The 14,108-nt window shown below is 67.5% G+C and carries 12 protein-coding genes; 3 read left to right on the top strand and 9 right to left on the bottom strand.

Going from position 1 to position 14,108, the window contains the following annotated elements; genetic code table 11:
• Nucleotides 1-2: 2 nt before the first annotated feature.
• From C560_RS0111150 to C560_RS0111135, 4 genes are all read right to left on the bottom strand, one after another.
• Nucleotides 3-803 (bottom strand): CoA transferase subunit A, encoded by an 801-nt coding sequence (locus C560_RS0111150; RefSeq protein ID WP_026538265.1) that lies wholly within the window; start codon nucleotides 801-803, stop codon nucleotides 3-5.
• Between the two features lie 19 nt (nucleotides 804-822).
• Nucleotides 823-1,986 (bottom strand): acyl-CoA dehydrogenase family protein, encoded by a 1,164-nt coding sequence (locus C560_RS0111145; RefSeq protein WP_018774531.1) that lies wholly within the window; start codon nucleotides 1,984-1,986, stop codon nucleotides 823-825.
• A gap of 98 nt (nucleotides 1,987-2,084) precedes the next feature.
• Complete coding sequence (locus tag C560_RS0111140; RefSeq protein ID WP_026538264.1) at nucleotides 2,085-4,352, bottom strand: ATP-binding protein; 2,268 nt, start codon at nucleotides 4,350-4,352, stop codon at nucleotides 2,085-2,087.
• A 7-nt stretch (nucleotides 4,353-4,359) separates the two neighbouring features.
• Complete coding sequence (locus C560_RS0111135) at nucleotides 4,360-5,967, bottom strand: carboxyl transferase domain-containing protein (protein ID WP_026538263.1); 1,608 nt, start codon at nucleotides 5,965-5,967, stop codon at nucleotides 4,360-4,362.
• A gap of 159 nt (nucleotides 5,968-6,126) precedes the next feature.
• Here C560_RS0111135 and C560_RS0111130 point away from each other — a divergent pair, with 159 nt between their 5' ends.
• The gene (locus C560_RS0111130; RefSeq protein ID WP_018774534.1) at nucleotides 6,127-6,795 is read left to right on the top strand and encodes an SACE_7040 family transcriptional regulator; all 669 of its coding nucleotides are present in this window, start codon (nucleotides 6,127-6,129) and stop codon (nucleotides 6,793-6,795) included.
• Between the two features lie 107 nt (nucleotides 6,796-6,902).
• Here the strand turns inward: C560_RS0111130 and C560_RS0111125 are convergent, their stop codons facing one another.
• Genes C560_RS0111125 through pdhA form a run of 3 tightly spaced genes read right to left on the bottom strand, consistent with a single transcriptional unit; the run spans nucleotide 6,903 to nucleotide 10,506 of the window.
• Entirely contained in the window at nucleotides 6,903-8,321 is a 1,419-nt protein-coding gene (locus C560_RS0111125) for a dihydrolipoamide acetyltransferase family protein (protein ID WP_026538262.1), read from the bottom strand.
• Nucleotides 8,318-9,328: an alpha-ketoacid dehydrogenase subunit beta gene (locus C560_RS0111120; RefSeq protein WP_026538261.1), complete on the bottom strand. Its 1,011-nt coding sequence runs from the start codon at nucleotides 9,326-9,328 to the stop codon at nucleotides 8,318-8,320. Before C560_RS0111120 ends, C560_RS0111125 begins: the two co-directional genes overlap by 4 nt.
• On the bottom strand, nucleotides 9,328-10,506 hold the full coding sequence (gene pdhA, locus C560_RS0111115) for a pyruvate dehydrogenase (acetyl-transferring) E1 component subunit alpha (RefSeq protein WP_026538260.1): 1,179 nt from the start codon (nucleotides 10,504-10,506) through the stop codon (nucleotides 9,328-9,330). The genes C560_RS0111120 and pdhA overlap by 1 nt, the downstream gene beginning before the upstream one ends.
• Before the next feature lie 195 nt (nucleotides 10,507-10,701).
• Here pdhA and C560_RS0111110 point away from each other — a divergent pair, with 195 nt between their 5' ends.
• On the top strand, nucleotides 10,702-11,175 hold the full coding sequence (locus tag C560_RS0111110) for an Lrp/AsnC family transcriptional regulator (RefSeq protein WP_026266622.1): 474 nt from the start codon (nucleotides 10,702-10,704) through the stop codon (nucleotides 11,173-11,175).
• 135 nt (nucleotides 11,176-11,310) lie between these two features.
• Nucleotides 11,311-12,024, top strand: coding sequence for a hypothetical protein (locus C560_RS23820; protein WP_231494320.1), 714 nt, complete (start codon nucleotides 11,311-11,313; stop codon nucleotides 12,022-12,024).
• Between the two features lie 87 nt (nucleotides 12,025-12,111).
• Here the strand turns inward: C560_RS23820 and C560_RS0111100 are convergent, their stop codons facing one another.
• Together C560_RS0111100 and C560_RS0111095 are read right to left on the bottom strand one after the other, a co-directional pair.
• On the bottom strand, nucleotides 12,112-13,728 hold the full coding sequence (locus C560_RS0111100; RefSeq protein ID WP_026538259.1) for a solute symporter family protein: 1,617 nt from the start codon (nucleotides 13,726-13,728) through the stop codon (nucleotides 12,112-12,114).
• On the bottom strand, nucleotides 13,725-14,105 hold the full coding sequence (locus C560_RS0111095; protein ID WP_026538258.1) for a DUF485 domain-containing protein: 381 nt from the start codon (nucleotides 14,103-14,105) through the stop codon (nucleotides 13,725-13,727). The genes C560_RS0111100 and C560_RS0111095 overlap by 4 nt, the downstream gene beginning before the upstream one ends.
• Nucleotides 14,106-14,108 lie beyond the last annotated feature (3 nt).

Genomic DNA, 14,108 nt, shown 5'->3' with positions numbered 1-14,108 from the left:
GGCTATGCTCCTGCCTGCTCCGGCGACAGTTCTGGTGTGCTTGAGGCGCCGGTGGCCACCGCAACCGTCCGCTTCTCAATGCGTTTCTCGCCCTGCGGGGCCAGCACCACGCGCTGGACGAAGATCCCCGGCACGTGGACGTGCTCCGGGTCCAGCTCCCCCGGCTGCACGAGTTCCTCGACCTCGGCGATGGTGATCTTCCCGGCCATGGCGCACAGCGGGTTGAAATTCATGGCCGTGGCATGGAAGACGAGGTTGCCGTGGCGGTCACCCTTCCAGGCGTGCACCAGACCGAAGTCGGGCGTCAGCGACTCTTCCAGCACGTAGTCGGCGCCGTGGAAGCTGCGGACTTCCTTGGCGGCGGAGGCAATCGCGACGTTGCCCTCGGCGTCGTACTTCTGCGGCAGGCCGCCGTCGGAGACCTGGGTGCCGACGCCGGCCGGGGTGTAGAACGCGGGGATGCCAGCGCCGCCGGCGCGCAGCTTTTCCGCCAGCGTGCCCTGCGGGGTGAGAACCACCTCCAGCTCGCCGGAAAGGTACTGCCGGGCGAACTCCTTGTTCTCCCCCACGTAGGAGCTGATGGTGCGCCGGATCCGGCCGTCCTTGAGCAGGATCCCGAGCCCCCAGTCGTCGACGCCGCAGTTGTTGCTGACGGTTTCCAGGTCCGTGGCACCGCGCTCATGCAGGGCCTCGATCAGCGTCACGGGGATGCCGCACAGCCCGAACCCGCCGACGGCGAGGGAGGCGCCGTCGTGGATGTCCGCGACGGCCTCGGCGGCGCTGGCAACAACTTTGTTGATCATCGGTGATCCTTCCGGCCGGCTACAGTCCCAGTTCGCGGGCGATCAGCATCAGCTGGACCTCCGTGGTGCCCTCGCCGACTTCAAGGATCTTGGAGTCGCGGTAGTGGCGTGCCACGGTGAATTCGTTGATGAAGCCATAGCCGCCGAACACCTGGGTGGCGTCCCGCGCGTTGTCCATGGCTGCCTCGCCTGCGACCATCTTAGCGATGGCCGCCTGCGTCTTGAACGGCTTGCCGGCGAGCATCCGGGCTGCCGCGTCGTAGTAGGCCAGGCGGGCCGTGTGGGCGCGGGCTTCCATCCGGGCGATCTTGAAGGCGATGGCCTGGTACTTGCCGATGTTCTGACCGAACGCGCTGCGTTCCTTGGCGTATTTCACCGACTGGTCCACGCAGCCCTGGGCCGCGCCGACGGCGAGTGCCGCGATCGCGATCCGGCCTTCATCGAGGATGGAGAGGAAGTTCGCGTAGCCGCGGCCCCGGGTGCCGAGCAGGTTCTCCTCGGGGACGTGGACGTTGTCGAGGGTCAGCGGGTGGGTGTCGGAGGCGTTCCAGCCGACCTTGTTGTAGGCCTTCTCCGCGGTGAAGCCGGGGGTGTTGGTGGGCACCAGGATGGTGGAGATTTCCTTCTTGGTGCTGCCGTCCGCCCGCTCCTCCTGCCCGGTGACGGCGGTGACGGTGACGAGCCTGGTGATGTCCGTGCCGGAGTTGGTGATGAATTCCTTGTTGCCGTTGATGACCCACTCCCCTCCGCCCAACTTCGCCGTGGTCTTGGTGCCGCCGGCATCGGAGCCGGCTTCCGGCTCGGTCAGGCCGAAGCCGGCGAGCGCCTTGCCGGAGGCCAGCAGCGGCAGCCACTCCTGCTTCTGCGCCTCGTTGCCGAAGCGGTGGATCGGCATCGCGCCGAGCGAGACGCCGGCCTCGAGGGTGATGGCGACGGACTGGTCCACCCGGCCGAGCTGCTCCAGGGCCAGGGCCAGGGCGAAGTAGTCCCCGCCCATGCCGCCGAACTCTTCCGGGAACGGCAGGCCGAAGAGGCCCATGTCCGCCATCTGGGAGACCACTTCGTAGGGGAAGCTGTGCTCTTCGTCGTGCTTGGCGGAGACCGGGGCCACCACCTCGTCGGCGAATTCGCGGACGGTGTCGCTAAGGATCTGGTAGTCCTCGCTGAGTTCAAAATCTGGCATGGGGTGACTCCTTTGTCTGGGGTGCATCTGTGGTCTGTTGAAAATGGGTGTTGGCTGGGCTGGGACTGGCCGGCCCGCGGTGGATCAGGACGGTGCAGTCATTCGGCCGCACCCATCGCGATGACGGCTTCCTCGATCGTGTCCTCCGCCTTCGAGGGCGGCCCGTCCGGGACGGCGGGGTGGATCGTCGCCAGCACCTGGTCTGCCTTGACGAGGTCGCCGGAGCCGACGCTGATGTGGACGGTTCCGTCAAGGGGCGCCACAAGCTGGTGCTCCATCTTCATCGCTTCCACCGAGACAAGGACCTGGCCGGCCTCCACGGTGTCGCCGTTGCTGACGGACACCGACACCACGGTGCCGGGCATCGGCGAGCGCACCGCCGGGTCGGCGGCGCCTTCCTCGCGTTCGATCGCGGCCAGCACCCGGACCAGCCGGGCCTCCCGGGTGAGCACCTCGAGCCGGCAGGACCAGCCCTCGTTGCCGAGGAAGAGTGCCGATAGGACGCGGGGATCGGGAGCCATCCAGCTCTGGGCTTCAGGACCGGTGCGAACGGGTGCAAGTGCATAGCTGCTGGCCCCGCCATCGAGGGTGAGCACCGGGCGATCCCGCGCGGTGAACTCCAGGAAGGCTGTGCGTTGCGGCCCTCCGTTAACGCTTACAGTGACCTGTTCCCCCGCGGCCGGGCCCCTCACCTCCACTGTGGCGACACCGCCGTCGGGGGTTCCCAGGCTGATCCGGCGCGGCGCCGGCGCACCGATCCGCCAGCCGTCGCGGCGCTGCCACGGGCCGCCTTCACGCTCTTCCTGCCTGGCTTCCTCCGCCATGGCCAAGGCGTACAGTGCGGCGACCACAAGTTCGCTGTCGCCCACCCGCCGGAAGCTGAAGTCCGGCATCTTGCGTTCGATCAGGCCGGTGTCGAGCCGGCCGGCGCGGACGTCGGCGTCGTTGACCAGCAGCCGGAGATACTCAACATTGGTATCGACGCCCAGCACTGTGTACCCGGCGAGCGCCTCGTCCAGGTTATCGAGGGCAGTGGTGCGGTCTTGGCCCCAGGCAATGACCTTGGAAATCATCGGGTCGTAGCTGGAGGAGATCTCGAGTCCGTGGATGAGGGCGGAGTCCACCCGGACGCGGCCGCGGGCCGTTTCGACTTGGTTGCGGGCTGGAGCGCTCGGGCGCTGGGCCGGGCCGGGCAATTCATCCAGGAGAAGCACTTCACCGCCCGAGGGCAGGAAGTTCTTCTCCGGCACCTCGGCGTAGACGCGTGCCTCCACCGAGTGGCCGGTGAGCACGACGTCGTCCTGGGCCACGGTGAGTTCCTCGCCGGCGGCGATGCGGACCTGCCATTCGACCAGGTCGATGCCGGTGACCATCTCGGTAACGGGGTGTTCGACCTGCAGGCGGGTGTTCATCTCCATGAAGAAGAACTCGTCCGGAGCGTTGTCCGAGACCAGGAATTCCACCGTGCCGGCGCCGGAGTAGTTGACGCTGCGCGCGGCGTTGCAGGCAGCCTCGCCGATCCGGGCCCGGACAGCCGCTCCATCGGGGAGGGACTCCAGCAACGGGGACGGGGCTTCCTCGATGACCTTCTGGTGGCGGCGCTGCAGTGAACACTCGCGCTCCCCCAGATGGATGACGTTGCCGTGGTTGTCCGCCAGCACCTGGACCTCGATGTGCCGCGGGGTGGTGACGAGCCGTTCGAGGAACAAGGTGTCGTCGCCGAAAGCGCTCGCCGCGACCCGGCGGGCGGTGGCCAAGGTGGCTTCAAGGTCCTCGGCGCGTTCGACGATGTGCATGCCCTTGCCGCCGCCGCCGGCGGAGGGCTTGATCAGCAGCGGGAAGCCGACGCCGGCCGCGGCCTCGATCAGCTGGGCGTCGGTCATGCCGGGTTCGGCGATGCCCGGGACCACCGGGACACCGTAGCCGGTGACGTGGTTCTTCGAGCGGATCTTGTCGCCCATGACGTTCAGGGATTCGACGCCGGGGCCGATGAAGGTGATCCCGGCTGTTTCCAGGGCGCGGGCGAAGTCGACGTTTTCGCTCAGGAAGCCGTAGCCCGGGTGGACGGCCTCGGCGCCGGTGTCGCGGCAGGCCTGCAGGATGGCGTCGATCTTCAGGTAGCTCTCGGTGGCGGCCGCCGGGCCGATGCGGACGGCGACGTCGGCTTCCAGCACGTGCCGGGCACCGGCGTCGGCGTCGGAATAGACGGCCACCGAACGGATTCCGAGGGCGCGCAGGGTACGGATGACGCGGCAGGCGATTTCGCCGCGGTTGGCGACGAGCACGGTGCCGAACAGCGGGGTGCCGGTGGTGGGGGCGGCTGGCGGGGTGGCCACGGAAGGCGTGGTGGGCGAAGAGAAGGTCATGGCTGGCTCACATCCGGAACAGGCCGAAGGAGGTCTCCGGCAGTGGGGTGCGGGAGACGACGTCGAGCGCCAGTCCCAGGACGGTGCGGGTGTCCGCGGGGTCGATCACGCCGTCGTCCCAGAGCCGGGCGGTGGAGTAGTAGGGGCTGCCCTGGTCCTCGTACTGGGCCTTGATGGGGGCTTTGAACGCTTCCTCGTCCGCGGCGGACCATTCCTCGCCGCGGGCCTCGTACTGGTCCCGTTTCACCGTGGCCAGCACGCTGGAGGCCTGGTTGCCGCCCATCACGGAGATCCGCGACGCCGGCCACATCCACAGGAAGCGCGGCGAGTAGGCCCGTCCGCACATGGAGTAGTTGCCGGCGCCGAAGGACCCGCCAATGACCACCGTGAGCTTGGGGACCCGGGCGGTGGCGACGGCGGTGACCATCTTGGCGCCGTTCTTGGCGATGCCGCCCTGCTCGTAGTCCTTGCCGACCATGAAGCCGGAGAGGTTCTGCAGGAAGATCAGCGGGATGCCACGCTGGTCGCAGAGTTCGATGAAGTGTGCGCCCTTGAGGGAGGACTCGCTAAACAGCACGCCGTTGTTCGCCACGATCCCCACCGGGTGGCCGTGCAGCTTGGCGAAGCCCGTGACCAGGGTGGTGCCGTAGTTCTTCTTGAACTCATGGAACCGGCTGCCGTCGACCAGCCGGGCGATGACCTCGCGCACGTCGTACTGGGCGTTGACGTCCGTGGGAACGGCACCGTAGAGCTCGTCCGGGTCGGCAACGGGCTCGACGACGGTGTCCACGTCCCAGACGGGTGCGGAAGGCTTCGGCAGGGTGGAGACGATGTCGCGGACGATCTGGAGGGCGTGCTCATCGTTCTCGGCCAGGTGGTCGGTGACGCCGGAGATTTTCGAGTGCACGTCGCCGCCGCCGAGTTCCTCCGCCGTGACGATCTCGCCGATCGCGGCCTTCACCAGCGGCGGGCCGCCCAGGAAGATGGTGCCCTGGTTGCGGACAATCACCGTCTCGTCGCTCATCGCGGGGACGTACGCGCCGCCGGCGGTGCAGGAGCCCATCACGGAGGCGATCTGCGGGATCTTGGCCGCGGACATCCTGGCCTGGTTGAAGAAGATCCGGCCGAAGTGTTCCTTGTCCGGGAAGACCTCGTCCTGTTTGGGCAGGAACGCCCCGCCGGAGTCCACGAGGTAGATGCAGGGCAGCCGGTTCTCCAGCGCGATCTCCTGGGCCCGGAGATGCTTCTTCACCGTCATCGGATAGTAGGTGCCGCCCTTGACGGTGGCGTCGTTGGAAATGACGAGGACCTGGCGGCCGTGCACCAGGCCGATCCCGGCGATGACGCCGGCGCCCGGGGAGTCATCGTTGTACATGCCGTTGGCCGCGAGCGGCGCGATTTCCAGGAAGGGGCTGCCGTCGTCGAGCAGCTGGTCAATGCGCTCGCGCGGAAGAAGCTTGCCGCGCGCCACGTGGCGTTCCCGGGACTTTGCCGGCCCGCCCAGCGCGGCGGTGGCGAGCCGTTCCCTCAGCTCGCCGGCCAGCCCCCGTTGGGCCTCCCGGTTCGCGGCAAAGGCGGTGCTCGTCGCATCCACCCGGCTGGCGATTGTCTCCATTGACTGCTTCCGTTCCCTGACCTGCGCGGACCTGCGCGCCGGACCGGCAGCTCAGGCCGCCCGGCTATTTCGGTTAGTACCGCATAACTGAGATTTAGGTTAGTCTCTATTAACTGTGATGTCCAACACAGGGATCATTTGCAACGAGGGGATGCTCCGGTGACCGAGCCCAGCCAGACTGCCCAGCTTCCGTCAGCCCAGGCAGCCTCGACACACGCCGCCTCGACCCAGCGCAGCCAGGCCAAGGCCAACAGGCGGCAGGCCCTCCTGTCCGCCGCCGCCGCGCTCTTTGCCCTGGAGGGCTTCAACCGCGTTTCCCTGGAGGATCTCGGCGCCGCTGCCGGCGTCAGCGGGCCGGCCGTCTACCGTCATTTCGCCGGCAAGCAGGCCGTCCTCGGCGCCCTGCTGCTCAGTGTCAGCCAGGACCTGCTCGACGGCGGCCGCAAGGTGGTGGCCGATTCCGACGGCGACCTGGCAGCGCTGGGTGGCTTGGTGGCCTTCCACGTCGATTTTGCCCTCAGCAATCCGGACGTCATCCGGGTACAGGACCAGGACTTCAGCAACCTGGCCGGCGAGGACCAGGCCGAGGTCCGCACGCTCCAGCGCAACTACGTTGAGCTCTGGGTGGACGTGCTGGCCGGACTGCACGAGGGCACGGAGGCCGCCGAACTGCGGATGCGCGCGCACGCCACGTTCGGCCTGATCAACTCGACCCCGCACTCGGTGCGCAGCCACGGGCGCCGGATCGGCGTCCGACGCGCCAGGCCGCTGCTGGAAAGCATGGCGCTGGCCGCGCTCCTGGCACCGGCGACACTGCCGGAAGACTGACGCCCCGCCGGACTGCACCCCTTCCCGGGCCGCGGGACCCGCCCACCAAAAACTGCCGGCTGCCCCTTCCTTTCGGACGGGGCAGCCGGCAGCTGTGAACAGGGGGCCTAAACCATCGCGAGCACCATGCCCGGATCGGCCAGCATGGCGCCGAGGTCCTGGAGGAACCGCGAGCCCTGCTCGCCGTCGACCAGCCGGTGGTCGAAGGAGAGGCTGAGCGTCATAACCTGGCGCAGGGCAACCTCGTCCTGGTACTCCCACGGCATCTTCCTCACCGCGCCGAGGGCCAGGATGGCTGCCTCGCCCGGATTCAGGATGGGCGTGCCGGCGTCGATGCCGAAGACGCCGATGTTCGTGATGGAGATCGTGCCGCCGGAGAGCGCCTCGGGGCTTGTCTTCCCGGCCCGGGCCGTGTCCGTCAGTTCCGTCAGGGCGGAGGAGAGATCCATGAGGGACATCCGGTCCGCGTCCTTGATGTTCGGAACTGTCAGCCCCCGCGGGGTCGCGGCCGCGATGCCCAGGTTCACGTAATTGAACTGGACGATCTCCTGGTTGGCCTCGTCCCACCGGGCGTTGAGCGTCGGGTGGTTGCGCAGCGCAATCAGCACCGCCTTGGACACGAGCGTCAGCGGGGTGAGCTTGTACCCGGCGAACGCGCGGCTGGCCTTGAGCCGTGCCAGCAGCTCCATGGTGGGCGTGACGTCGACGGTCAGGAACTCGGTGACGTGCGGTGCGGTGAAGGCACTGGCCACCATGGCGGCGGCCGTGAACTTCCGCACCCCCTTGATCGGCGTGCGGGTCTCCCGCTCGCCCCGGACCTGGACAAGCCCTGCGGCCTGCGCTGTCGCGCCGGCGGCTTCCTGGGCCCCAAGTCCCTGCATTGCCGAGGGCAGGTCCCCGCCGCCGACGAAGTTCAGCACATCGTCGCGGGTGATGAGCCCGTGCTCCCCCGAACCGGTCACGGCCTCGAGGTCGACGCCGAGATCCTTGGCCAGCTTGCGCACCGGCGGCGTGGACCGCGGGCGCTCCCCCGGCGCGGAAGCGGCTGGCTTGGTTTCGACCGGCTCTGGTGCGCGGACGGGTGCCACCGGCTCAACTGCGCGGACCGGTGCCACCGGCTCGGCCGCGGCTGGAGAAGCCGCCGGGGCAGCGAACGTACGGGCCCGGCGGGCGGGCCGGCCGGAGGCTTCGAGGACGGCGCCGTAGCCCACGAGGTTCGGCTCACGTTTGCCGCCGGCCTCAGCACCGCCGCCTGAGCCGTCGGCGCCGTCGTCACCCTCAATTTCGAAGGAGACGATCGGCTTCCCGACCTCCACGACGGTGCCGGGCTGTTCGTGCAGGGCCGCGACAACGCCGGCGAACGGCGAGGGCAGCTCGACGACGGCCTTGGCCGTCTCCACCTCGGCGATGATCTGGTTGAGGGTGACAGTGTCCCCCACCGCGACCTTCCAGGCCACGATTTCCGATTCCGTCAGTCCTTCACCGAGGTCCGGGAGCCTGAATTCCTTGATCATGGTGGCGCTCATCCTTCCAGCCCGCTGAGGGAGTTGGGGCGGCCGAGGGCACGGTCGACGCCGTCGAGAATCCTGTCAAGGCCCGGCAGGTGGTGCATTTCCAGCTTGGAGTAGGGGTAGGGAACGTCGAAGCCGGTCACGCGGACGGGAGCGGCCTCAAGGTGGTAGAAGCAACGCTCGGTGATGCTCGCGGCGACTTCGGCGCCGAGGCCGCCGGACTGGCTGGCCTCGTGGGTGATGACCAGCCGGCCGGTCTTGCGGACCGAGGCCTCAAGGGTGGCGAAGTCCAGTGGTGCCAGTGAGCGCAGGTCGATGACCTCGACCGAGATGCCTTCGTCGGCGGCCGCCAGGGCGGCATCGCGGGCGGTCTTGACCAGCGGGCCGTAGGCCACGAGGGTGACGTCCGTCCCCTCCGTGACCACGCGGGCCTTTTCCATGGACAGGGCAGTGCTCAGGTCGACAGTCTCGTCCACCTCGCCCTTGTCGTGGTAGCGCCGCTTGGGCTCGAAGTACAGGACGGGATCATCGGAGGCGATGGCCTGCTGGATCATGGTGTAGGCGTCCTGGGGGTTGGACACGCTGATCACGCGCAGCCCCGAGGTGTGGGTGAAGTAGGCCTCGGGCGATTCCGAGTGGTGCTCCGGCGAGCCGATGCCGCCGCCGAACGGCACGCGGATGGTGATGGGCATCTTGACCGCGCCCTGGGTGCGGTAGTGCATCTTGGCGACCTGGCTGACGATCTGGTCGAACGCCGGGTAGATAAACCCGTCGAACTGGATCTCCACCACCGGACGGTAGCCGCGGTATGCCAGGCCGACGGCGGTGCCCATGATGCCGGACTCGGCGAGCGGGGTGTCCACGACGCGGTGCTTCCCGAAGTCTTTCTGCAGCCCGTCCGTGACACGGAAGACACCGCCCAGGGCGCCGATGTCCTCCCCCATCAGGACCACCTTGGGATCGTTTTCGAGGGACTTGCGCAGGCCCGAATTGATGGCTCGGGCAAAGGTCATCTGCGTCATCAGCGTGCACCTTCTTCAGAAGCGGCTTCTGCGGGATCGCCGAAGGAAGCCAGGTAACGGGAGTAGTGCTCCTGCTGGCGGTCCAGCCAGGAGTGAGGCGTGCTGTACACGTGCTTGAAGATATCCAGCGGCTGCGGCTCGGGCATGTTGATGGTGCCGGCCCGGAGTTCCTTGGCCACGGCGTCGGCCTGCGCGGCGACGGCGGCCTCGAAGTCCGCGGTCAGCAGCCCCTTGCGCTCCAGCAGCGATTTCATCCGGCTGATCGGGTCCTTGGCGGCCCAGTCCTCGAGCTCGTTGGCATCCCGGTAGCGGGTGGGGTCATCCGCCGTCGTGTGCGGGCCCATCCGGTAGGTCACGGCCTCGATGAAGGTGGGGCCGCCGCCGCGCCGGGCGCGGTCCAGGGCGATGCGGGTGGCTGCCATGACGGCGAGGACATCGTTGCCATCGACCCGCATGCTGGGGATGCCGAAACCGGATGCCCTGTCCGCAAGCTGGATGTGGGACTGCAGCCGGACGGGCTCGGAGATGGCCCAGTGGTTGTTCTGGCAGATGAAGACGACCGGCGCCTGGAAGCTCGCGGCGAAGACCATGGCCTCGTTGACGTCGCCCTCGCTGGTGGCGCCGTCGCCGAAGTAGGCCACGGCGACGCAATCGGCGCCGTCGTTCTGGATGCCCATGGCGTAGCCCGTGGCGTGCAGGCTCTGCGCACCGATGATGATCTGCTGGGTGGCAACGTTGACGGTGAACGGGTCCCAGCCGGCGGAGGCGTTGCCACGCCACGCGCGGACGAGGTCCTCCGGCTTCACTCCCCGGCAGTAGGCGACGCCGTTGTCGCGGTAGCTCGGGAAGACAAAGTCGTCCTCGCGCAGGGCGCGGGCCGAGCCGATCTGGGATGCTTCCTGGCCGAGCAGCGGCGGCCACAGTGCCAGTTCGCCCTGCCGCTGGAGGGCGGTGGCTTCGGCATCGATCCGGCGGATGACCACCATGTCCTCATAGAGCGCGCAAAGCTGCTCATCGCTGACGTCCTGGAGCCAGGGATCGAACTCGGGATGGCTGATGCGCTCGCCCGCCGGGGTGATGAGCTGGACGAGGTCGCCGCCTGTCCGCCTCATAGAATTTTCACTATTTCCGGGGCCCCCGGCGGCAATGCCGCCCTTGCCCGCGTCGTCGGTAAACACTGTTGTCCGCACCTTCTGACGTCGTCTGACCGGAACGCGCAGGACTCGTGATCCCGCGGCGCGCCAGCCGCCCGGGCGCCGTTGCCCCGGATAATTGTGACCCTACTCACAATGCTCATCGGGTACAACCACCCGCAAAAAAATTGAGCATTATGCACTGTTTGGACTCCGTCAACCGTGCTAATCTTGCGCATTATGCAAACCTTGGATGGCACTGACACCCGCCTGCTTTCGGCCATGGCGCGGGACCCCCGGCGGACCGTGGTGGCCCTCGCCCAGAAGCTCGGGCTCTCGCGCAATACGGTGCAGGCCAGGATGGCCCAGCTGGAGAAAAAGCACGTATTCCTCTCCTTCGAGCGGCGGATCAATCCGGTGTCCCTGGGGTACCCGCTGATGGCTTTCATCTCCGTCCACGTCCAGCAGCAGAAGCTCGGTCCCCTCGCCGTCGAGCTCGCCGGGATTCCGGAAATCCTGGAGGGCTACGGCCTGACGGGCTCGGCCGATCTGCTCCTGCGGGTGGTGGCGCTCGACGCCGAGGACCTGTTCCGGATCAACGGCAAGATCCTGGCCTGCGACGGCGTGGACCGGACCGATACGGCACTGGCGATGGGCGAGCTGATCCCGTTCCGGATCCAGCCCCTGCTGGAGCGCGGATCCGCCGATAACTGATCCCCTTTTCATCTGTGCCGTGGGCGGCCGCGGCGCTAGGCTGTGTCCGTTGGGTCCCCCTGAGTCCTTGGGTCCGCGCACGCGGCCCAGTGCAACAGGCAGTGGCTTGTCTGGACTGCCGGAAAGGCTTGAACCGTGAGCAGTCCCGAGGAACCACGCCGCCCGGTACCGCCGCAGCCCGGGCATGAGCCTGCAGCCGGCCACCCGGCGCCCGGCCAGCCGCCCGTTCCGTACTACGCGCCCCCGCCCGGGCCACCCGCCGACGCCGCGGCACCCAACTACCAGCCACCTAACAACCCGCCACCCGCCGACGGCGCGGCGCCCAACTACCCGCCACCGGGGAACGGCGCACCTCCGTACTACGGAGGCCCGGGTCAGCCGCCGCCCTACTACGGCGGAGCCGCCCAGCCGCCCCCGAAAAGGAGCCGCAAGGCCCTGTGGATCGTCCTCGGGATCGTCGGCGGTGTGCTCCTGCTGGTGAGTGCCGGCGTCGTCGTCCTGCTCAACGTGGTGGGCGGAGCCACCAATCAGGCCCGGGGCATCGCGGACGATTTCACCAAGCTGCTGATCGCGGGCGAGGTCAGCACCGCCTACGAGAAGTACCTGGATCCGGCCCTCATGCGGAAGATTTCCCCGGAGGAGTTCGCCGCGGGCGTGCAGAGCCTGGAGCTTGACGGCAGCTGTAAACCGAACTTTTCAAGCCTCAACGTCAGCTCCAACAACGGCGCCAACGCCGCCGACGTCGCCGGAACGATCGATTGTGACACGAAGAGTGTGGAGCTGGCCTACCGCTTCGAGGGCCACGACGAGCTGAAGATGGTGAACATTCGGCTGAGGCCTCAGCGCTGACCTCGAAAACACTTTCGCAGCGGGCGCCCATCCGACAGAGAAGCTCCCGTGCTGCTGCACGGGAGCCCCTCTGGTGGTGCGGCCTTCCTAGTGGTTGGTAGCCTTTTCGGCGCCCACCCCGGTCAGGGAACGGACCTCCATTTCGGCCTGCTTCGTGGCGTCTTCCTTCCGCTTGTCCAGGACGGTGCCCAGCCAACCCAGGAAGAAAGCGAGCGGAATGGAGACGATGCCGGGGTTGCTCAGCGGGAAGATGGCGAAGTTGGCGCCCGGGATCATCGACGTCTTGGCCCCGGAGACCACCGGGGAGAGCGCAATCAGGATGATGGCCGCGGACAACCCGCCGTACATGCTCCACAGGGCTCCCTGGGTGGTGAACCGGCGCCAGAACAGTGAGTAGAGGATGGTCGGAAGGTTGGCGGAGGCAGCTACGGCGAAGGCGAGCGCCACGAGGAACGCGACGTTCTGTCCGTTGGCGAAGATGCCGCCGACGATGGCCAGCAGGCCGATCACCACCACGGTGCGGCGGGCAACCTTGACCTCGGTGGCGGCGTCGGCCTTCCCCTTGGCGATGACGCTGGCGTAGATGTCGTGTGCGAAGGATGCCGCCGCGGTGATGGTGAGGCCGGCGACGACGGCCAGGATGGTCGCGAAGGCCACCGCCGAGATGAAGCCCAGCAGCAGCGGGCCGCCGAGGTGGAAGGCGAGCAGCGGCGCGGCCGAGTTGACGCCGCCGGGGGCTGCCTTGATAGTGTCGGCGCCCACCAGCGCAGCTGCGCCGTAGCCCAGGACCAGGGTGAACAGGTAGAAGATGCCGATGAGCCAGATGGACCACACCACGGACTTGCGGGCTTCCTTTGCGGTCGGAACCGTATAGAAGCGCATGAGCACGTGCGGCAGGGCTGCGGTGCCGAGCACCAGGGCCAGGCCGAGGGACAGGAAGTCGACCTTGGAGGTCTCGGTCTTGCCGTACTGCAGTCCCGGGTTGAGCAGGTTCGGGTTGCCCGAGGTTTCCACCGCGCCGCCCAGCAGGTCCGAGAGGTTGAAGCCGTAGATCGCGAGGACCCAGAAGGTCATGACGGCGGCTCCGGCGATCAGGAGCATGGCCTTGATGATCTGCACCCAGGTGGTGCCCTTCATGCCGCCGATCAGGACGTACATGATCATCAGGGCGCCGACGACGATGATCACCAGGGCTTGTCCGCCCCAGTCGCTGATGCCCAGGAGCAGTGAGATGAGGCTGCCGGCACCGGCCATCTGGGCCAGCAGGTAGAAGAAGCAGACGGCCAGCGTGGAGATGGCTGCCGCGATGCGCACGGGGCGCTGCTTGAGCCGGAAGGAGAGGACATCGGCCATGGTGAACTTGCCGGTGTTGCGGAGCAGTTCGGCGACGAGCAGCAGGGCGACGAGCCAGGCGACGAGGAAGCCGATGGAGTACATGAAGCCGTCGTAGCCGTTGATGGCGATGGCTCCGGTGATGCCGAGGAAGGACGCTGCGGAGAGGTAGTCGCCGGCGATGGCGGTGCCGTTCTGCGGGCCCGTGAAGGACCGTCCGGCCGCGTAGTAGTCGGCCGCCGTCTTGTTGTTGCGGCTGGCCCTGATCACGATGACCATGGTGATCGCGACGAAGAGAGCGAAGATGCCCATGTTCAGCAGGGTGGTGTCCTTGAGATCCGCAACGTTTACTGCGGGAACCATGAGTGTCATTTTGCTGTCCCCCCAACCGGGTTGCCGTGCTTGTCGAATTCGTGCCCCTCGATTTCCTGGCGGATCTCGGAGGCAATGGGGTCCAGCTTGCGGTTCGAATAGCTGACGTACCAGCCGGTGATCGCGAACGTGGAGACAAACTGCAGCAGGCCCAGGATCAGGCCAACGTTGATGTTGCCCCAGACCTTGATCGACATGAATCCCACCGCGTAGTCGGCCAGCAGGACATAGGCGAAGTACCAGAGCAGAAAGGCAATTGACAGCGGGAAGACAAAGCTGCGGTGACGTGTGCGCAGTTCCTGGAACTGCTCCGTCGACTGGACTTCCTTGAAGTCCACGGCCGCCGCAGCGTCCGTTTCTTGGGCGTCGTGACCCATCGG

Origin of the sequence: Arthrobacter sp. 9MFCol3.1 (assembly GCF_000620385.1) — a bacterium.
Lineage (GTDB): Bacteria > Actinomycetota > Actinomycetes > Actinomycetales > Micrococcaceae > Arthrobacter.
This window is presented reverse-complemented; position numbering and strand designations above follow the sequence as displayed.